Origin of the sequence: Streptococcus mitis (assembly GCF_002096895.1) — a bacterium.
GTDB lineage: Bacteria > Bacillota > Bacilli > Lactobacillales > Streptococcaceae > Streptococcus > Streptococcus mitis_AH.
Genome location: NZ_NCVI01000020.1, coordinates 258,026 through 278,792, shown reverse-complemented (window position 1 = coordinate 278,792; position 20,767 = coordinate 258,026). Strand labels below are relative to the sequence as shown.

The 20,767-nt window shown below is 40.7% G+C and carries 20 protein-coding genes; 2 read left to right on the top strand and 18 right to left on the bottom strand.

The window, feature by feature from the left end:
- Positions 1–39: 39 nt before the first annotated feature.
- Positions 40–1,929 carry a DUF2207 domain-containing protein gene (locus B7697_RS06050; protein WP_070528653.1) on the bottom strand — a complete coding sequence of 630 codons (1,890 nt, stop codon included), beginning with the start codon at positions 1,927–1,929 and terminating at the stop codon, positions 40–42.
- Positions 1,930–2,068: 139 nt separating this feature from the next.
- Between B7697_RS06050 and B7697_RS06045 the strand changes: the two genes are divergently transcribed.
- The gene (locus B7697_RS06045) at positions 2,069–3,634 is read left to right on the top strand and encodes an ABC transporter substrate-binding protein/permease (protein ID WP_020901541.1); all 1,566 of its coding nucleotides are present in this window, start codon (positions 2,069–2,071) and stop codon (positions 3,632–3,634) included.
- Positions 3,634–4,374, top strand: a complete 741-nt coding sequence (locus B7697_RS06040; RefSeq protein ID WP_084950798.1) for an amino acid ABC transporter ATP-binding protein — start codon at positions 3,634–3,636, stop codon at positions 4,372–4,374. The genes B7697_RS06045 and B7697_RS06040 overlap by 1 nt, the downstream gene beginning before the upstream one ends.
- Before the next feature lie 204 nt (positions 4,375–4,578).
- Here the strand turns inward: B7697_RS06040 and B7697_RS06035 are convergent, their stop codons facing one another.
- The 17 genes from B7697_RS06035 to rpmB all read right to left on the bottom strand — a co-directional run bounded on the left by B7697_RS06035 (position 4,579) and on the right by rpmB (position 20,673).
- Complete coding sequence (locus B7697_RS06035) at positions 4,579–4,794, bottom strand: capsule biosynthesis transcriptional regulator (RefSeq protein WP_001130035.1); 216 nt, start codon at positions 4,792–4,794, stop codon at positions 4,579–4,581.
- Between the two features lie 840 nt (positions 4,795–5,634).
- On the bottom strand, positions 5,635–6,885 hold the full coding sequence (ilvA, locus tag B7697_RS06030; protein ID WP_084950796.1) for a threonine ammonia-lyase IlvA: 1,251 nt from the start codon (positions 6,883–6,885) through the stop codon (positions 5,635–5,637).
- A 312-nt stretch (positions 6,886–7,197) separates the two neighbouring features.
- Positions 7,198–8,220 (bottom strand): ketol-acid reductoisomerase, encoded by a 1,023-nt coding sequence (ilvC, locus tag B7697_RS06025; protein ID WP_084950795.1) that lies wholly within the window; start codon positions 8,218–8,220, stop codon positions 7,198–7,200.
- Between the two features lie 168 nt (positions 8,221–8,388).
- The gene (gene ilvN, locus B7697_RS06015) at positions 8,389–8,865 is read right to left on the bottom strand and encodes an acetolactate synthase small subunit (protein WP_001253803.1); all 477 of its coding nucleotides are present in this window, start codon (positions 8,863–8,865) and stop codon (positions 8,389–8,391) included.
- Positions 8,858–10,558: an acetolactate synthase large subunit gene (locus B7697_RS06010; protein WP_000411735.1), complete on the bottom strand. Its 1,701-nt coding sequence runs from the start codon at positions 10,556–10,558 to the stop codon at positions 8,858–8,860. The genes ilvN and B7697_RS06010 overlap by 8 nt, the downstream gene beginning before the upstream one ends.
- 328 nt (positions 10,559–10,886) lie before the next feature.
- Positions 10,887–12,968: an elongation factor G gene (fusA, locus tag B7697_RS06005; protein WP_000090348.1), complete on the bottom strand. Its 2,082-nt coding sequence runs from the start codon at positions 12,966–12,968 to the stop codon at positions 10,887–10,889.
- 279 nt (positions 12,969–13,247) lie between these two features.
- Positions 13,248–13,718, bottom strand: a complete 471-nt coding sequence (gene rpsG / locus B7697_RS06000) for a 30S ribosomal protein S7 (protein ID WP_000087873.1) — start codon at positions 13,716–13,718, stop codon at positions 13,248–13,250.
- A 19-nt stretch (positions 13,719–13,737) separates the two neighbouring features.
- Positions 13,738–14,151: a 30S ribosomal protein S12 gene (gene rpsL, locus B7697_RS05995; RefSeq protein ID WP_001142332.1), complete on the bottom strand. Its 414-nt coding sequence runs from the start codon at positions 14,149–14,151 to the stop codon at positions 13,738–13,740.
- Between the two features lie 313 nt (positions 14,152–14,464).
- Positions 14,465–15,064, bottom strand: coding sequence for a response regulator transcription factor (locus tag B7697_RS05985; protein WP_084950793.1), 600 nt, complete (start codon positions 15,062–15,064; stop codon positions 14,465–14,467).
- Complete coding sequence (locus B7697_RS05980) at positions 15,065–16,162, bottom strand: sensor histidine kinase (protein ID WP_084950792.1); 1,098 nt, start codon at positions 16,160–16,162, stop codon at positions 15,065–15,067.
- Entirely contained in the window at positions 16,162–16,899 is a 738-nt protein-coding gene (locus tag B7697_RS05975) for an ABC transporter permease (RefSeq protein ID WP_070482397.1), read from the bottom strand. Before B7697_RS05975 ends, B7697_RS05980 begins: the two co-directional genes overlap by 1 nt.
- A gap of 1 nt (position 16,900) precedes the next feature.
- Entirely contained in the window at positions 16,901–17,785 is an 885-nt protein-coding gene (locus tag B7697_RS05970) for an ABC transporter ATP-binding protein (protein WP_084950790.1), read from the bottom strand.
- Positions 17,772–17,966, bottom strand: coding sequence for a hypothetical protein (locus tag B7697_RS05965; protein WP_084950788.1), 195 nt, complete (start codon positions 17,964–17,966; stop codon positions 17,772–17,774). The genes B7697_RS05970 and B7697_RS05965 overlap by 14 nt, the downstream gene beginning before the upstream one ends.
- Positions 17,963–18,154 carry a hypothetical protein gene (locus B7697_RS05960; protein WP_000681201.1) on the bottom strand — a complete coding sequence of 64 codons (192 nt, stop codon included), beginning with the start codon at positions 18,152–18,154 and terminating at the stop codon, positions 17,963–17,965. Before B7697_RS05960 ends, B7697_RS05965 begins: the two co-directional genes overlap by 4 nt.
- Before the next feature lie 139 nt (positions 18,155–18,293).
- Positions 18,294–19,961 carry a DAK2 domain-containing protein gene (locus B7697_RS05955; RefSeq protein ID WP_084950786.1) on the bottom strand — a complete coding sequence of 556 codons (1,668 nt, stop codon included), beginning with the start codon at positions 19,959–19,961 and terminating at the stop codon, positions 18,294–18,296.
- Between the two features lie 2 nt (positions 19,962–19,963).
- On the bottom strand, positions 19,964–20,329 hold the full coding sequence (locus B7697_RS05950) for an Asp23/Gls24 family envelope stress response protein (RefSeq protein WP_000216437.1): 366 nt from the start codon (positions 20,327–20,329) through the stop codon (positions 19,964–19,966).
- Positions 20,330–20,484: 155 nt separating this feature from the next.
- Positions 20,485–20,673, bottom strand: a complete 189-nt coding sequence (gene rpmB, locus B7697_RS05945) for a 50S ribosomal protein L28 (protein WP_001140948.1) — start codon at positions 20,671–20,673, stop codon at positions 20,485–20,487.
- Positions 20,674–20,767: the final 94 nt, after the last annotated feature.

Below are 20,767 nucleotides of genomic sequence, written 5' to 3'. Positions count from 1 at the left end.
TCCATTATAGCATATTTTTTCAGCCATTGATAGCTCTCTTTAAAAGGCACCGATACTGCCCCCGCCGCCACCTCCGGAGAAGCCACCACCAGAACTTCCATTTCCAGAAGATACGGAATAGGTACTTGCTGTGTTTGCGACATTGACATAATGGCTCATTTGTGCTGTTGAATGATAAAACATATTGTGCCAGCCATAAGCTACATAGAGATTGATATCTGGATTTTCCACTTGAATCTGATGAAACTTCATCAAATGACTGACCTTGTCTGCATAGCCAAATAAAGTCGCATAAACCAAGAGGCGATTCCAGACCACAATACTTTCCAATTCAGCCTGATCCAATCGTGCAATCTCACGCAACATATTTTCAAAACTGGTCCAGAGATAGTATACTTCTGCTCCTGCTTCATTTAGGACACCATCACGATTATCTAATCGAAGCTTCCAATAATAGAAAACAGCCAAAACCAAACCTAGAAAACCAAGTATTGGCAAGAGGAGGTAAAGATAGCCATAAACATCCAAACTGTACAAGAACAAACCAAATCCGATAAATAGGGGCAAGATAGTCAAGACCCCCATACCCACTTGCAAGGCCTTTTCCCCACCAGTTAAAGGACGGTAGTAATCCGGAAGCCCCCAGAAGGTAACTCTATTTCTCACTCCTTCTTGCATCTCTTTCAATACTTCTTCAAAAGAAGATTTGAGCTGACGCCCCTTTGCTTGAATCCGTTTTTCATCAGAAACTTTTGCTCTACGATAAAGACTATCAGATACCTTGTAATCCGCAAACAAATTGGAAAGAGTTTCTTCTTTTTTGCCTGAAAAAGCCAGATTTAGACAGTCTTTCTCAAAACTTGACAAACCATCTTCTTTTACTAGCTTCAAACCAACTGCATCTCCTTCTGAAATGATAGAAACATTCCCACGGTCTATCACATCTAGCAAGGTAGCTTGAATAAGTTGGTCAAAGGTAAATTTACCTGCTCCTTTTGTTAGAGGACTCACTTCTTCCAAGGAGGTCGAGTAGACTGCTTCTGATAAAACCATAGGCTCTAATTCCATTGGTGGTTCATAGATACGATGATTTTTGGCATATTTGACGGAAGGAGTGGTCTTTCTTCTATAGATGAAATAGAAGCAAATACTCAATAACAAGGAGATAGAAAGTATCGAAGGGAAGACCCAAGTAACGAGTTGTTTACTTTGCTCTTTTTCTTTAAAAATCGAGTCTTCTATCTTATTAAACTCTTCTAAACGATTTCCTTTCAATCCCTGATCCCTAGCGCTAGCAAAATCAGTTCGAGGCCAGTAGGCATGCAATTCAACTCCCCGCTTAGGCGGAAGATTGTCTAAACGGATAGTATAATCAAGGTTACTCTTTTCAACCGTTCCCTCTCTAAAAAGTTTCCCTGTATGGAAAAAGAGTTTTTCAGCCCCCTTGTCTCCCCTTACATGAAATTCAAACTTTCCAATAGCTCCTGAACTATCTGTCAGAGGTTGCCAATTTAATTCAGCGATGTCATCATAAAGGAAAAGTAAATTCTTTAAGTTCCAAACGAGGTCAACTTCAACTGTGTCGCCTTCTTGACCTGAATTGTAGACTTTCACAGTATAACCATTCGCCTCTTCTGTCACTTCGCTAGTAACGTCTGTCAGTTCAGCACCGTTTTTCGAGGCCTGAACCTTTGGTTGAGGATCTATCTCAAATCCGCTAGGCATCTTGCCAGCACGTCCAAGTCCCACGATTTGCCCCTTAAAGTCCTCCTCAAACTGGTAAACTATCTTCTGTCTAAATTCTGCCGTATTGTCTGCATGAATATACAAATCTCCTTGATAAGAGTTTATCTTAAAATCAATGGCAAAAACCGAGAGTGGAAACATACAAAACAAACAAAATAACAGCAAGAAAAAAGTTTTTTTCATCAACTAAGTCCCCTTTTTTATCTTTGCTATCATTATATCATTTTTTCATAAGTAAGGGCTTACCTATGTTGAAAAATAGAGTTTTTTTCGATAAAATAGGAGACAGTTATTTTTTAATAGATTAGAAATAGGAGAAATCATGAGAAAAATATACTTATCTATTTTCACAAGTCTCTTGCTGATGCTGGGACTTGTCAATGTTGCCCAAGCCGATGAATATTTACGCATCGGGATGGAAGCAGCATATGCTCCCTTTAACTGGACTCAGGATGATGATAGCAATGGGGCTGTCAAAATCGATGGGACTAACCAGTATGCTAACGGATACGATGTTCAAATCGCCAAGAAAATCGCTAAGGACTTAGGTAAAGAACCTTTGGTTGTTAAAACAAAGTGGGAAGGTCTAGTTCCTGCCCTTACTTCTGGTAAGATTGACATGATTATCGCAGGTATGAGTCCTACTGCCGAACGCAAACAAGAAATTGCATTTTCAAGCAGTTACTACACTAGCGAACCAGTTTTGCTTGTCAAAAAAGATTCTACTTATGCAAACGCAAAATCTTTGGATGACTTTAACGGTGCAAAAATTACTTCTCAACAAGGTGTCTATCTTTATGACTTGATTGGTCAAATCCCAGGTGCTAAAAAAGAAACTGCCATGGGAGACTTCGCTCAAATGCGCCAAGCTCTTGAGGCTGGTGTCATCGATGCCTATGTTTCTGAACGTCCAGAAGCTCTGACTGCCGAAGCTGCTAACTCTAAGTTCAAGATGGTTCAAGTAGAACCAGGTTTCAAAACTGGAGAAGAAGATACAGCTATCGCCATCGGACTTCGTAAAGATGACAACCGTATTAGCCAAATCAATGCCAGCATTGAAACCATTTCAAAAGACGATCAAGTTGCCTTGATGGATCGTATGATCAAGGAACAACCTGCCGAAGCTACAACAACTGAAGAGACTAGCAGTAGTTTCTTTAGTCAAGTCGCTAAAATTCTTTCTGAAAACTGGCAACAACTCTTGCGTGGTGCTGGTGTCACTCTTTTAATCTCTATCGTCGGAACCATCACAGGTCTCATTATTGGACTTGCCATTGGTGTCTTCCGTACTGCTCCTCTATCTGAGAATAAAGCCATTTATGGCCTACAAAAACTAGTCGGCTGGATTCTCAATGTCTATATTGAAATCTTCCGTGGTACACCAATGATTGTTCAATCGATGGTTATCTACTATGGAACTGCCCAAGCTTTCGGTATCAACCTTGACCGTACACTAGCTGCTATCTTCATCGTTTCGATCAACACCGGTGCCTACATGACTGAAATCGTCCGTGGTGGTATCCTAGCAGTTGACAAGGGACAATTTGAAGCCGCTACTGCTCTTGGTATGACTCATAACCAAACCATGCGTAAGATTGTCCTACCTCAAGTAGTCCGTAACATCCTGCCAGCAACTGGTAATGAATTTGTCATCAATATCAAAGATACATCTGTATTGAACGTTATCTCTGTTGTTGAACTTTATTTCTCAGGAAATACCGTGGCGACGCAAACCTATCAATACTTCCAGACATTTACAATCATCGCAGTGATTTACTTTGTCCTCACCTTCACCGTAACACGTATCCTACGCTTCATCGAACGCCGCATGGACATGGATACCTATACTACAGGTGCTAACCAAATGCAAACGGAGGATTTGAAATAATGACACAAGCAATCCTTGAAATTAAACACCTCAAAAAATCCTATGGACAAAACGAAGTGCTAAAAGACATTTCACTCACTGTCCACAAGGGAGAGGTAATCTCTATCATCGGAAGCTCTGGAAGCGGAAAATCAACCTTCCTACGCTCCATTAACCTCCTTGAAACGCCAACTGATGGACAAATCCTTTATCATGGACAAAACGTCTTCGAAAAAGGCTATGACCTCACGCAATACCGTGAAAAATTGGGAATGGTGTTCCAATCCTTTAACCTCTTTGAAAATCTAAACGTTCTTGAAAACACAATCGTCGCTCAGACAACTGTCCTTAAACGTGAACGTACAGAAGCTGAAAAGATTGCCAAAGAAAACCTAGAAAAGGTCGGCATGGGAGAACGCTACTGGCAAGCGAAACCAAAACAACTCTCAGGTGGTCAAAAACAACGTGTGGCCATCGCTCGTGCCCTTTCCATGAATCCTGACGCTATTCTCTTTGATGAACCAACATCAGCTCTCGATCCAGAAATGGTTGGAGAAGTCCTCAAAATCATGCAGGATTTAGCCCAGGAAGGCTTGACCATGATTGTTGTAACTCACGAAATGGAATTCGCCCGCGATGTCTCTCACCGTGTTATCTTTATGGATAAGGGAGTGATTGCTGAAGAAGGTAAACCAGAAGACCTCTTCACCAATCCTAAAGAAGACCGAACAAAAGAGTTCCTTCAACGCTATCTCAAATAAAAAGAAAAGGCTGCATCAACCGTGCAGTCTTTTTGCTGTCCTTATACTCTTCGAAAATCTCTTCAAACCACGTCAGCTCTATCTGCAACCTCAAAACAGTGTTTTGAGCAACCTACAGCTAACTTCCTAGTTTGCTCTTTGATTTTCATTGAGTATCAAAATGAAAAGGCAGACCCTATTCAAGAATCCGCCATTATCCAAAGATTAATCTTCAAATTTTTCATGATTTTTATCATAGAAATCAATTAAACCTAGAGCCGTTTCAAACGAAATATTTTTTACTTTTGCACGCCCCTGCGCTAGAGCAATGATAGACATTTCACGCGCATTCGTTTCTTTAGAGATACGGTAGCCTGTGATTTTCTTATCACGAACCCAGCCAACAACTGATTCTACTTTTTCAAAGTTTGACTTAGCCATGTCCTTCTCCTATTTTCTTCTTTACGATATTTAATTGTATACGTTTTTATGTCTTTTGTCAATAAAAAAACATATATTCAATAAAATAATGAATTATATTTCTATTGCTATCTTATTAAAGCCGATAATATATAGGTTTTTGCTTGCTATAAACCATTAGTAAACGCCTTTAAAATAATTGCATTATTAACTCTTTTATTTGTAAGAATATTCATATTCTCAAATACCAGTTCTTGATAGGTTAGACAGGTTTTATCTTCAACTTTATTCTATTTATCCAACTTTAAAAGGACATTCCTAATAGCGGAAGACTTTCTCTCCAGACTATTTCTAACTATTCTTTTTCTTCTCCTTCTGCGACTTTCTTCCTGTCTGTATAAGCACTTTTCACTTGCTAAACTGGTACTATTTATTTACTTTATCAAGATTCCTTTTGTTTCTCCTACATCATTAAAAGATAAGTAGTCAGAAAACAATTGTATCCTATCTTTCAACATTTTCTACTGTTTTTATCTTCTTAGTATCTCATCACTCTTCTCAGTCAGTTCATTATAAGGTTTCTCATTAGTATTGATTATTTTTTCTAACTCCTATTATATTTAGCCAAAATTCATATTAGCTATATATAAAATAGTGGATTTCAAAAATACTCCTTAAATATAATAAGTAATTTTACTCCCTTACTATAAACCAAATCAAAAAACATAGGTACTATAATGAATTGAGATAGAAATAGCGTAATCGATTTCCTAAGTCCATAGGAATCGCCCCCTTTCTTCACCCTCATTATAGCACCTATACATCTGTTGTGCAAATAATATGATATTTTTTTATTAGTCCTCAGACAAGCATATTATAGAGCGTTTCATTACCATTTAAGTTAATATAAGATGGATCAAACCCTTCCATTCGACGAATCAAACCTGCATAATCATGCTTATCTGCCAAGGCAATCCCAATCAATACTGGTCCTGTCCCCTTGCTAGCTCGTTTGATATACTCAAAACGTGTGATATCATCATTTGGCCCCAAGATATCATTTACAAACTCACGTAAGGCCCCTGGACGCTGTGGAAAATTGACCACAAAGTAATGCTTAATCCCATCATAAATCAAGGCACGCTCTTCCATTTCTGGCATACGGTTAATGTCATTATTTCCTCCAGAAATGATACAACAAATGGTTTTCCCCTTGATATATTCAGCTAAAACCTCTAAAGAGGCGATACTAGCCGCTCCAGCAGGTTCTGCGACAATCCCTTGCTTAGAGTAGAGATCAATCAAGGTTTCAGAAATCAATCCCTCATCGACACCTACCAAAGTTTGAACATGTTGACGAGTTGCCTCATAGGTCAACTGACCTACCTTTTGAACAGCAATCCCATCCGCAAATTTGTCAATTTCCTTGAGTTTGACAGGCCCACCAGCTTCAAAGGCAGCCTTCATGGAACGCGCTCCATTAGCCTCTACCCCAATGACTTCAATCTCTGGACTTGTTTCCTTGATATAAGTCGAAACTCCAGCAATGAGACCTCCGCCTCCAACAGGGACCAAAACAGCATCGAAATCAATCGATTCTTTTCGAGCTTCTTCTAAAATCTCATAAGCAACTGTCCCTTGACCAGCTTGAACATGGGCATCATCAAAGGGATCAATAAAGGTACGGTTTTCAGAGAGTGTAAATTCTTGAGCTGCTTTAGCTGAGGCATCAAAGGTATCTCCAACTAGTTTAATGCTCACGAAGTCCCCACCAAAAAAGCGAACTTGACCAATTTTTTGTTGCGGAGTAGTAATGGGCATAAAGATAGTTGCAGGAATTTTCATTTCATTACAAGTATAGGCAACGCCCTGAGCATGATTCCCCGCAGAAGCGCAGACTACTCCACGTTCACGCTCTTCCTTGCTGAGCTGGGAAATGGCATAATAGGCACCACGGATTTTAAAAGAACGAACACGTTGGGCATTTTCCTTTTTCAAATAAATCTTAGCACCATACTTCTCCGATAAATAGTGGTCATAATCAAGCGGTGTATTCACAACCACACCGTTCAAGACCTTATGAGCCTTGATGATATCTTTTGAACTTAACATCTTTTTCTCCTAGACTATTTCATACTTATACTCTTCAAAAATCTCTTCAAACTACGTCAACTTCACCTTGGATTAGGTATGGTTACTGACTTCGTCAGTTCTATCCACAACCTCAAAACAGTGTTTTGAGCTGACTTCGTCAGTCTTATCTACAACCTCAAAGCAGTGCTTTGAGCAGTCTACGGCTAGCTTCCTAGTTTGCTCTTTGATTTTCATTGAGTATTATCTCAATCCATCCTCTTAAAAAGAGAGATGAATTGATTATAAAAGCGAGTTAGTCCCCCAACTCGCCTTCACCTTAATTTCTATCAATTAGTTATAAATTTTGAATGCATCATCGTCGTTTTTACCAACGAAAGGCATTGCTTTACGCAATTCCGCACCAACTTTTTCAATTTCAAGGTTAGCTGCTTGTTCACGGTAAGCAGTCAATTTTGGACGTCCAGCTTTATAGTCGTTTACAAAGTCATTTGCAAATTTACCATTTTGGATATCAGCCAAGACAGCTTTCATGTTTTCTTTAACTTGCTCAGTAATTACACGAGGACCTGATACATAGTCACCGTACTCAGCAGTGTTTGAAATTGATTGACGCATTTTCTTGAATCCACCTTCGTAGATCAAGTCAACGATCAATTTCATTTCGTGAAGAACTTCAAAGTAAGCCAATTCTGGAGCGTATCCTGCTTCTGTCAAGACTTCGAAACCTGCTTCGATAAGGGCAGTCAAACCACCACAAAGTACAGCTTGTTCACCAAACAAATCTTCTTCAGTTTCTTCTTTGTATGTTGTTTCAAGAAGACCTACACGTGCAGCTCCAACACCTTTACACCAGTCCATAGCAATGTTTTTCGCATTTCCTGTTGCATCTTGGTATACTGCGTAAAGAGCTGGTACACCAAATCCTTCTTCGTAAGTACGACGTACCAAGTGTCCTGGTCCTTTCGGAGCACACATGAAGACATCTACGTCTGCAGGAACTTTGATAAATTCAAAGTGGATGTTGAAACCATGGGCAAATCCAACTGCATTTCCAGCTTCCAAGTTTGGAGCGATTTCTGCTTCGTACAATTCTTGTTGGATTTCGTCTGGTGCCAAAATCATGATAACGTCAGCTAATTTAGTTGCTTCTGCTACTGTGTAAGTGTCAAATCCATCTTCTTTTGCTTTGTCAAAAGATTTACCTGGACGTACACCGATAATGACATCACGGCCTGAATCACGCAAGTTTTGAGCATGCGCATGTCCTTGCGAACCATAACCGATAACGGCGATTTTTTTACCGTCAAGTGCTGCTACTTTAACATCTTTTTCGTATTCCATTTGAACTGGCATAGTTTTTCTCTCTTTTCTATTATTTATTGCCTTTTAGGCTAGTTTAACAAATTTAAGTTATTTTTTACTCAATGAAAATCAAAGAGCAAACTAGGAAGCTAGCCGCAGGCTGTACTTGAGTACGGCAAGGCAAAGCTGACGTGATTTGAATTTGATTTTCGAAGAGTATTAATCGCGGGTAAATCCAGTTGCACCCGTACGAGCAATATTACGAATACCGTATGGTCGAATGACTCGCAATAGAGCTTCGCTCTTTTCAGCATTTCCTGTCATCTGAATGGTAATTGAGCTTGGGGCTACGTCTACCACCGTTGCACGGAAAGGTTGAATAATCGCTAGAATCTCAGCTCGCTTCTCAGCTGGCGCTGACATCTTAACCAAAATTACCTCGCGCTCCAAATGAGGCTTGTCTGTAATATCACGAATGCGAATCACATCAATCTGACGATTGAGCTGTTTGATGATTTGCTCCACTTCATCATGAGAAGCAACATCAATAATAATGGTGATCCGCGATACATTCGGATCTTCTGTTGCTCCAACAGAGATACTTTCGATATTAACCTGACGACGAGATAGGACACCTGTAAAGCGATTGAGGACTCCTGAACGATTCTGTAGTTTTGCTGTTAACATTCTACGCATGGAACTTCACCCCCAACATCTCATGATTACTCTTACCAGCTGGTACCATTGGTAACACCTGTTCCTTACGAGAAATATCTACCTCGATTAGCATAGGAACATCCTCAGTGATAACTTCAAGGTCTTGAGCCAAGGTCTCAGGATTGTCAAACTTATAGTTTTTAATGCCATATGCCTGTGCCATCAATTGGAAATCAGGAAGGGTATCAAAGACCGACTCAGACGTTCTACCTTCATAGAAGGATTCCTGCCACTGGCGAACCATTCCAAGTGAGTGGTTGTTCAGCATAACAACCTTGATTGGCACCTTGTAAATGTTCAAAATAGCCAATTCCTGGTTAGTCATTTGGAAACCACCATCCCCAACAAACAAGACTACTTCCTTATCTGGGTTAGCAATTTTGGCACCGATTGCTGCTGGAATTCCAAATCCCATCGTTCCCAAACCACCTGAAGTCACTAACTGACGTTCATTTTGGTAGGGATAATACTGGGCTGTCCACATTTGGTGTTGACCAACGTCTGTTACCACAATGGCATCTCCATTCGTCAATTCACCAATTCGTTCAATAACAGCTTGCGGCTGAACCACACGCTCTTTCTTATCATAAGAACGAACGCGGTTCTTGTCTTTAGTGACTTTTTCAATCCATTTTTCAGTATTGTTATGAACTGTTGGTTCGGCCAGCAACATTTGCAAGGCTTTTTTAGCATCTCCAACTACTGGAATATCAGCACTGATAATCTTGCCAATCTCGGCTGGATCAATATCAATGTGGGCAACCTTAGCATTCTTAGCAAAAGTCTTTGGATTCCCCGTCAAGCGGTCATCAAAACGGCAACCAATACTGATCATAAAATCAGCTTCCGTCATGGCAATATTTGCTGCGAACGACCCGTGCATCCCTCCCATTCCAAGGAAGAGTGGATGACTCGTTGCTATCGTTCCTTGCCCCAAAAGGCTGGTTACCACTGGAATTTGATAGCGTTCTGCAAACTCATTTAATTCTGCTGCAGCCTCAGCGTAGCTAATCCCACCACCAGCCAGCAAGACTGGCTTTTTAGCCTTAGATAATTGCTTCAAGATTTTCTTGATTTGCATATCATTTGGTTCAAGAGTTGGCTGATAGCTTGGCAAATTTACTTCTGGTGAATAGATGAAGTCTGTTTCCAAAGCAGATACGTCTTTAGGTAGGTCAATTACAACTGGCCCCGGTCGACCTGTAGTTGCGATATGGACAGCTTCCGTAATGATTCGAGGGATATCAGCTGTCTCACGAACTTGGTAATTGTACTTAGTGATTGGCATGGTAATTCCCACAATGTCTGCCTCCTGAAAGGCATCTTTCCCAATCCCTGCTCTCGCTACCTGACCTGTAAAGACCAAAAGGGGAACACTATCGCTCATGGCATCTGCAATCCCTGTAATGGCATTTGTTGCTCCCGGTCCACTAGTGACGACGGCAACACCCAACTTTCCAGTTGATTTGGCATAACCTTCAGCTTCATGCAAACAACCTTGCTCATGGCGCCCTAGAATGTGGCGAATGCCTTTAAAATTATATATCGCATCATAAAAAGGCAAGACCGCACCACCAGGATAACCAAAGATGGTATCAATTCCTAAATCACGAAGTGTTTCCAAAACTAGGTCCGACCCCGTCTTAGGAGATTCTAAACTGATTTTCTCCATTGTTCCCCTTTCTCTTCTCTTAAAAATAACTTGTTACTATCATACCATTTTTTCAAAATTTTTCAAGAGAAAAGAAGAAATTTTCTGAATTTTCTATTTTGACATTTATTTATGAATATTATTATTGTTTTTATAAGTTTTAAAAGGTAATTTATATTCTTTAGCAATTTATTATCATTTATGTTGTAAATTTCTTTCGCAAATTTCTTTAACTCATTTTTATATGAAATTTTTTGAGTGCACTGCACGTTTGCGGAGTTAATGAAATTTATAATAACTATACAAAAAAGGAAGCCACTAAGTGACTTCCTTCTAGAGTGAAGACTGATTAGTCTTCACCTTTGTTTTTCTTAATGATTTCTTCTTGTACTGACTTAGGTACATCTTCGTAGTGGTCAAATACCATCATGAATGTACCACGTCCTTGAGATGCAGAACGAAGAACTGTTGCGTAACCGAACATTTCAGCAAGTGGAACGTAAGCACGAACGATTTGGCTGTTACCGTGTGCTTCCATACCATCTACACGTCCACGACGAGCAGTTACGTGACCCATAACATCACCAAGGTTTTCTTCTGGAACAGTGATTGTTACAAGCATCATTGGCTCAAGGATAGCTGGTTGTGCTGATTTAGCAGCTTCTTTAAGAGCAAGTGAAGCCGCAATCTTGAAGGCAGTTTCAGATGAGTCGACATCGTGGTATGAACCATCGTAAAGCTTAGCTTTAACGTCAACCATTGGGTAACCTGCAAGTACACCGTTAGCCATAGATTCTACCAAACCTTTTTCAACCGCTGGGATAAATTCACGAGGAACCACACCACCGACGATTGCGTTTTCGAATTCGAATCCTTTACCTTCTTCGTTTGGAGTAAATTCAATCCATACATCACCGAATTGACCTTTACCACCAGACTGACGTTTGAAGAATCCACGTGCTTGAGTAGAAGCGCGGAATGTTTCACGGTAAGATACTTGAGGAGCACCTACGTTTGCTTCAACTTTGAACTCACGACGCATACGGTCAACAAGGACGTCAAGGTGAAGCTCACCCATACCAGAGATAACTGTTTCACCAGTTTCAACGTTTGTTTCAACGCGGAATGTTGGATCTTCTTCAGCCAATTTTTGAAGGGCGATACCCATCTTGTCTTGGTCAGCTTTAGATTTTGGCTCAACCATCAATTGGATAACTGGTTCTGGAACGTTGATTGACTCAAGAATGATTTTAGCTTTTTCATCTGTCAATGAGTCACCAGTTGTAGTATCTTTCAAACCAACGGCAGCAGCGATATCACCTGAGTAAACAGTGTCAATTTCTTGACGGCTGTTGGCGTGCATTTGAAGGATACGTCCGATACGCTCACGTTTACCTTTAGAAGTGTTCAATACGTATGAACCTGATTGAAGAACACCTGAGTAAACACGGAAGAATGTCAAACGACCTACGAATGGGTCTGTCATGATCTTGAAGGCAAGAGCTGCAAATGGCTCTTCATCAGATGCTGGACGAGTTTCTTCTTCATCTGTATCTGGGTTGATACCTTTGATCGCTGGGATGTCAAGTGGGCTTGGAAGGTAGTCAATAACCGCATCAAGCATCAATTGAACACCTTTGTTCTTGAAGGCAGAGCCACACAATACTGGGAAGAATTCAACGTTGATAGTCGCTTTACGGATACCAGCTTTCAATTCTTCGTTAGTGATTTCTTCACCTTCGAGGTATTTCATCATCAATTCTTCGTCAGTTTCAGCAACTGCTTCGATCAATTTTTCACGGTATTCTTGAGCTTGGTCAAGGTATTCAGCTGGGATGTCTTCTTCAAGGATATCTGTACCAAGGTCGTTAGTATAGATTTCAGCTTTCATCTTGATCAAGTCGATGATACCACGGAAGTCATCTTCAGAACCGATTGGCAATTGGATTGGGTGTGCATTTGCTTGAAGACGATCGTGAAGTGTGCTTACAGAGTAAAGGAAGTCAGCACCGATTTTGTCCATTTTGTTGGCAAATACGATACGTGGAACTCCATACTCAGTTGCTTGACGCCAAACTGTTTCAGTTTGAGGCTCAACACCTGATTGTGAGTCAAGAACGGTAACAGCACCATCCAATACACGAAGAGAACGTTGTACTTCGATTGTGAAGTCCACGTGTCCTGGTGTGTCGATAATGTTTACGCGGTGGTTGTTCCATTGAGCTGTTGTCGCAGCAGATGTGATAGTGATACCACGTTCTTGCTCTTGCTCCATCCAGTCCATTTGTGACGCACCTTCGTGAGTTTCACCGATTTTGTGGATTTTACCAGTGTAGTAAAGAATACGCTCAGTAGTTGTTGTTTTACCAGCATCGACGTGAGCCATGATACCGATATTACGAGTTTTTTCAAGTGAAAATTCGCGTGCCATGAGGTTTGTTTCTCCTATTTATTTTTGATTTCTATTCTATTATAACATGATTTTAATAAAAACGGATAGGCAGGACCTACCCGTTCTCAATGTTTTCATGCTATTGTTGGTTTCAACTTGTAGATTTACAAGTTGAATTGAACTCGGGCTAAAGTTAATTAGCCGATTTGAGCCGGAACGGGATGCTGTGTGAAAAAGATAAACTTCCTTGTATTCGTCGAATACTGCGTCAGTTTTCTATTTTCACCTTGCATCCTTACCGTTCCTAGCATCATGATTTTACCAACGGAAGTGTGCGAATGCACGGTTAGCTTCAGCCATACGGTGAGTGTCTTCACGTTTCTTAACAGCTGCACCAGTGTTGTTAGCAGCGTCCAAGATTTCTTTTGCAAGACGGTCTTGCATTGTGTGTTCACCACGAAGGCGAGCGATTGTTACCAACCAACGAAGTCCAAGTGTTGTACGACGTTCTGGACGAACTTCAACTGGGACTTGGTAGTTAGAACCACCAACACGACGTGCACGTACTTCAAGTACAGGCATGATGTTTTCCATAGCTGTTTCAAATACTTCAAGTGCATCGTTTCCAGTAGCTTCTTTGATTTGCTCAAAGGCACCGTAAACGATTGAAGCAGCTGTACCACGTTTACCATCAAGCATAACGCGGTTGATAAGACGAGTAACTAGTTGTGAATTGTAAAGCGGATCTGGCAATACGTCACGTTTTGGAGCTCTATTTTTACGACTCATTTCTCTTTATCCCCTTTCCTTATGCTTTTGGACGTTTAGTACCGTATTTAGAACGGCCTTGTTTACGATCGTTAACACCTGCAGTATCAAGTGCACCACGGACGATATGGTAACGTACCCCTGGAAGGTCTTTTACACGTCCACCACGAAGAAGCACCACGCTGTGCTCTTGCAAGTTGTGTCCGATACCTGGGATGTAGGCAGTAACTTCGATAAGGTTGCTCAAACGTACACGAGCGAATTTACGAAGGGCTGAGTTAGGTTTTTTAGGTGTCATTGTTCCAACACGAGTTGCAACACCACGTTTTTGTGGTGAAGAAACATTTGTTTGAACTTTTTTATGACTGTTGTAACCAACGTTCAAAGCTGGTGATTTAGATTTTTCTACTTTTGATTTACGCGGTTTGCGAACCAATTGGTTAATTGTAGGCATCTACATTCTCCTGTGTTTTTTTATTTTTGGTGACGATACACTTGGTGACAGCTATCATCTGTGTGTACTTTTGCAACATTTGTCAGCACGTCCCTGTACACTCTTGAGAGACCAAAAGTAAAAAGTACCGTCTATTATTGTAACAAAATTTTCCCTTGGTTGTCAAGATATTTTTCTTTTTTATTGTTAATTTTAGCTCTTTTTTAGTGCTCCCCAAAAAAAGAAAAAGGAGGAATCCCACCCTCCTAAAGTTAGTATTGTTCCATTCAATCCCATCAATTTTAGCACATAATGTTCAAAAAATATTATATCATCACAACCAACCAGATTCTTTCGCGATATTAGCTGCCTCTGTTCGATTACCAGCATCTAGTTTCGAAAGAATATTGGTGACATAGTTTCGGACTGTTCCGTTTGATAAATAAAGTTGATCTGCAATTTCTTGGTTAGAGAAACCCTGAGCGATTCCCTTTAAAACTGCGATTTCTTGTTCTGTCAACGGATTGGGATGCGTCATCACCACTTCCATCAATTCAGGAGAATACTCCTTGCGCCCTTCGAGGACAGTGTGCAAGGTTTGCATGAGGTCTGCAATGTTTCTTTCTTTTAATACATAAGCATCTACTCCAGCCTTGACCGCACGTTCAAAATACCCAGGACGCTTGAAGGTCGTCACCACAACCACCTTTGTTTCTAGATTTTCTGCTCGTATCCACTCCAAGACTTCAAGACCTGTCTTAACAGGCATTTCTACGTCAAGGATGGCGATATCTACAGACTCCCTTTCTAATAGTTGGATTGCTTCTTGCCCATTCTTGGCTTGAATGACAGACTCCACATCCGGTTGAAGCGTGAGCAACTGGCACATGGCATCTCGCAACATACTTTGATCTTCTGCGACTAATACTTTCATCTAGTTTCTCTCCTTATAAGGTAGTCGAACCTGAACTTCTGTCGGTTGTTTCTGACTAATTACCTTTACTTCTCCCGAAAATGGAAGAACACGATCTCGAACTGTATGGAGGTCATCCCCCTTTATAGAAGTAAAGCCACAGCCATCATCTCTCACTGTTAGAATGAGTTCTTTCTCTGTCCGTTCTAATTTTAAGTAGACTTTAGACGCTTTAGCATGCTTGATGATATTGGTCACTAACTCAAGCAAAATCATGGAAGTCGTTGACTCCAATTCCTGAGTAAGGCTAGCGGTATCTAGTTGATTAGCCGTTTCCACCTCAATTCCAGCAATCTCTAGCATCTTTTTCACAGTCTCTAGTTCGGATGTCAAAGTTCTAGACTTAAGATTTTCCACAATGGTTCGCACTTCATTCATGGAATCCTTACTGATCTGGTGAATGTCTTTTAATTCCTTTTCCACCTGTGGATAAGCCTCCATCTGAAATAACTGCAAGGCTAAATCTGTCTTGACACTCAACATAGCAAAGGTATGTCCCAAGCTATCATGCAAATCCTGACCGATACGACTACGTTCATTTTCAGCAAGCAATAGATTTATCTGGGCATTTTGCTTAGCCTGAGCTTCTTTCAAATCCTCCACAATACGAATCCGAACCAAGCCAAAAGTCATTAAATCGATAAAAGTGAGAATTCCAAGTAGGTAGACTAGAAACTCAACTTCAACTTCCTGAAAAATCAACAGTTGCCCCACAACAAGGACTTGAGCAAGGAGAAAAGTCCGGACATGTAAAGAATTAAAACTACGTACGCCGAAATGATAAATTAAGAGATTGGCAAGGAAAAAGAAGAACCAGATATAATTTACACCAACAAAGGCGGTATTCCCAGCTACATAGGCTAGCATGATAACCCAACAGAGCCAGGATAAGCGCTGACTCTTGGTGGTTAAAACGCCTAAGTAAGCCACCACAAATAGAATATCAATCAACAAATGCCAGCTAGGTAGCTCCCCAGTCACTACAGGAACGATGGGAAAAACCATAAAAATCAAACTGGCCCAATACATATAGTCTATGCTTTTCAGTCTTTCAAGCATTAAGCATTCTCCTTATGACCTTGAAGGTAAATGGTCAAACCAAACAAAACTGTTGAAAAAACAAGTAGATAAACTGTTGCTGATAAATTGATGCCATCCTCGTTTAAGAAGGTCTTGAGCAACTCCATCAACTGATAAGTTGGTAGGCACTTCCCGATTGCTTGCATCCAGTCTGGAAATAAAGAGATGGGCATCCAGAGTCCGCCTAAAACAGCCAAGCCTAGATAGAGAAGATTTCCCACGACAGACATCAGCTGACTAGAAGGCAAGAGTGTCAAGGTCAAGCCAAGCGCTACAAAAGCTACACTTCCTACTATCAGCAAGAGCGCAGCCCCAATCCAGCTTCCTAGAGGCATATCCACACCTCTAACCAAGTGCCCAACTGAGAAAACAACCAAGATTGAAACCAAATAATCAACCATCATACTTGTTATCTTTGATAGATAATATTCTACCATATTTACTGGAGTATGGCGCAATGTTTTCTGCCAGTTGTTGATTTTATCGGTATGTAAGACAGCTGGAAATGAAAACATGGCTGTCGACATCATGGAAAAGGCCGTCATAGAGATGAGGTAGTCACGCATAAAATTAGCTGGCCCATCTGGTGTATCCTGGTACATGCCTGAAAAGAATAAATAGAAGGCCGTCGGCATCCCTACTGACAATAGATAAGTTACTAATTGTCGTTTGGTCAATAGAAATTCTATCTTGTTTAGTGCGATCCATCGTTTCATCTTAGTCATCTCCCTTCTGTGTTTCTTCAAAGATTGTATCCAACAAGCTACGATTATTGACTTCAATTTCTTGAATCCTACATCCTGCTTGCACTAACAGTTGCCAAAAAGCATCCGCTTCACGTGTAACTACTTGCAAAGCATCTTGTTTTTGTGACCAGTTTTCAACCAAGTTAGACTGCTCAACGACTTCCTTGTATGCTAGAGGAAGGATAAAGTGCTTTTCAATCTCCTCACTGCGCATGGCTAGAGGTGTTGTATCGCGAATCAACTCTCCCTTATTCAAGACCAAGATTCGGTCCGCTGTATGCTCTACCTCTTCGATATAATGGGACGAATAGAGAATGGTAACTCCCTTAGCTTTTAGCTCCTGAACAATTTCCCAAAAGCGTTGACGGGTTGAAGTATCCATGGCCGCAGTTGGTTCATCTAAAAAGACTAGCTTTGGTCGCCCAATCAAGGTCAAGACAAAAGAGAAGAGACGCTTTTGCCCACCTGACAATTTTTCTGCCAATTGTTCTTTTTGTTGCTTGCCAAACTGCAATAGTTGATCGATTTCCTGATTGCTCAAGGGATTTGAGTAAATGCTTTGAAAGAAAGCAATCAACTCTTTGACCTTTAATTTCTGAACGATGACATTTTCTTGAGGCAGATAACCTCTAATATAGTCTAACTGAGAACTCGTCACTGACAAGCCTTGGATGGATACTTGACCGCTTGTGACCAGTTTATCTCCAAGCAGACAGTCCAAGAGTGTGGTCTTCCCGGCACCATTGGGCCCAATCAAGGCGACGCATTCACCTTCAGCTACCTCAAAGGAAATATCCTTCAAAATAGCCTTGCCCTTGATGTTTTTATTTAGGCTTTCTACCTTAATCATGTTCATGATATTCTCCTTTCAGCCACTCCTTTCCCATAGGAAAGGCGATAAAAATCATAAATCCTAGTCTCCAGGCACCGCGAATGGCTTGGTGAAGGAAGGCTTGATCAAACCAACCTGTAAACATTTCTACCAACCATACCACTAGTGATAGTCCAATAAAAAGATAGAGAAACGCTTTTTTCATTTTTCAAACTCCTTTTTCACATCTGAGACTAATTTCAAACCTTCTCGGATAAGCCAGGACATCATTCCAAATCCTGCAAATAGCTCCCAAGGAAAATGATAGAAACCTTCATCCAATCCTGAAAACATGAGATAAGTCATGACTCCTGCTGCTACTAAACTCATTGCGACAATTACTTTATGTTTCATTTTTTCTTCCTCCACTTGATACATCTAGTATAATTCTTTGAAGGTAGAATCACTAGAAGCTTCTGTCATGAGGAGATATGACAAATGTCATAAAAAAAGAAAGTTGCAAAATCAACTTTCTTTTTAATCTATTAAATTTTTATTCCACACTAAATAAGTATGGGTAAACTGGTTGTTGGCCTTGGTGAATCTCGACTTCAATATCTTCGAATTCTTCTGCGATTTCTTGAGCAATTTCATTAGCAAGTTCTTCACTTCCGTCTTCACCAACATAGAAGGTTACAATTTCACTATCTTCATCCAACATATGTTTCAATGTTTCTGTCAAGGTTTGGTGCATGTCAGGGTTTGACACGAGGATTTTCCCATCCACCATACCAAGATTATCGTTTTCATGGATTTCTAAGCCATCAATGGTTGTATCACGAACGGCTGTTGTGACGCTTCCGCTAACGACATCGCTAAGAGCAGCAGTCATACGCTCTTGGTTTTCTTCGATTGACTTACTTGGATCAAAGGCAAGAAGACTTGTCAAACCTTGAGGAAGAGTACGAGCCTCTACCACTACTGCTGGTTGCTCCAAAACTTCTGCTGCAGATTGAGCTGCCATGAAGATATTCTTGTTGTTTGGTAGGAAGATGATGTTACGAGCGTTGACCTGTTCAACAGCCTTGATAAAGTCTTCTGTTGAAGGGTTCATAGTTTGACCGCCTTCAATAACATAATCCACACCTTGAGAACGGAAGATATCTGCTAGACCTTTACCAGCAACGACAGCAATCAAAGCATACTCTTTTTCTTCAGCTGGCTTGCTAACTTGAGCAGCTTCTTTCTCAACCTGTGCTTCGTGTTGGTTACGCATATTGTCAACTTTTACCTTGACCAAGCTACCGTATTTAAGACCTTCTTGCATAACAAGTCCTGGATCTTCTGTATGGACATGGACTTTGACGATTTCATCATCATTGACAACGAGAAGAGAGTCTCCAAGTTCATTCAAGTAGTTACGGAATTCATCGTAGTCAAAATCTTTGGCATAGGTTGGACCTTGCTTAAGAGCTACCATGATTTCAGTACAGTAACCAAAGGTGATGTCCTCAGTCGCTACGTGACCAGCCACAGACTTATGATGCTCTGCATTGATCATCTCACTCATGTTGGCAGGAGTCGCTACAAAATCCTCAGATGCAATATATTCGCCAGTAAGGGCTGAAAGGAAACCTTCGTAGATGAAGACCAGTCCTTGACCACCTGAGTCTACAACACCAACCTCTTTCAATACTGGAAGCATGTCTGGCGTTTTAGCTAGAGCTGTTTTAGCACCTTCCAAGGCTGCGCGCATGACTTCAACAGCATCATCTGTCTGCTCAGCCTTTTTCTTAGCACCGATAGCAGCCCCACGAGAAACTGTCAAAATCGTTCCTTCAACTGGTTTCATCACTGCCTTATAGGCAACTTCTACACCTGATTGGAAGGCAAGAGCCAAGTCTTGACCTGTTAACTCGTCTTTATCCTTGATGGCTTGTGAAAATCCACGGAAAAGCTGAGACGTAATAACGCCTGAGTTTCCACGCGCACCCATCAAAAGACCTTTGGCAAGAATGCTCGCTACCTCGCCAACTGTAGAAGCTGGCTTGTCTGCAACTTCTTTAGCTCCATTTTCAATGGTCATTCCCATGTTTGTTCCAGTATCTCCATCTGGAACTGGAAAGACGTTTAATGAATTGACATATTCAGCTTGCTTATTCAAGCGAGTTGATGCAGCCTGCACCATTTCTTGAAATAAGCTAGTAGTAATTTTTGACACGGTTATTCTCCTACAACTTTGATATTTTGAATGTAGACATTTACAGTCTGAGCAGTAATTCCAAGCTGGTTTTCCAAGCTAAAACGAACACGCTCTTGAATGTTTTTTGACACTTCGCTAATCTTTGTTCCGTAGCTCAACACGGTATATACATCAACTGCAATACTGCCATCTTCGGCCGCCTTTACGACGACACCTTTGGAATAATTTTCCTTACCTAGAAGGGCTTGGAAATTATCTTTGAGGGCATTTTTACTAGCCATACCGACCACACCAAAAATCTCAGTTGCTGCTCCACCTACGACGGTTGCAATCACTTCATCTGTTAGTTCGATTTGACCATCTTTTGTATTAATTTTTACAGTCATCCTTTTTACCTCAACTAGTTGATACTCTATTTTATCATATTTCAGCCCAAGTGTAAAAGCAGAATACTGTATCAGCGGATATTTACTCCGTTTTTCAAATGATTTTATACCCACAACAAAAGAAAAAAGACCCTAAGGTCTCCTTACTTTTATTATTAAACGCGTTCAACTTTACCTGATTTCAAAGCACGAGCTGAAGCCCAAACTTTTTTAGGTTTACCATCGATAAGTACAGTAACTTTTTGAAGGTTTGGTTTTACGGCACGTTTTGTTTGGTTCATCGCGTGTGAACGGTTGTTTCCTGATACAGTCTTACGACCTGTAAAGTAACATACTTTAGCCATTTGTGTTTTCCTCCTATTAGATCTAATATAGCGGATGTGCTAGCACCACATACCGTACTATGTTATCACACTTTCTTCATTTTTGCAAGGGAAT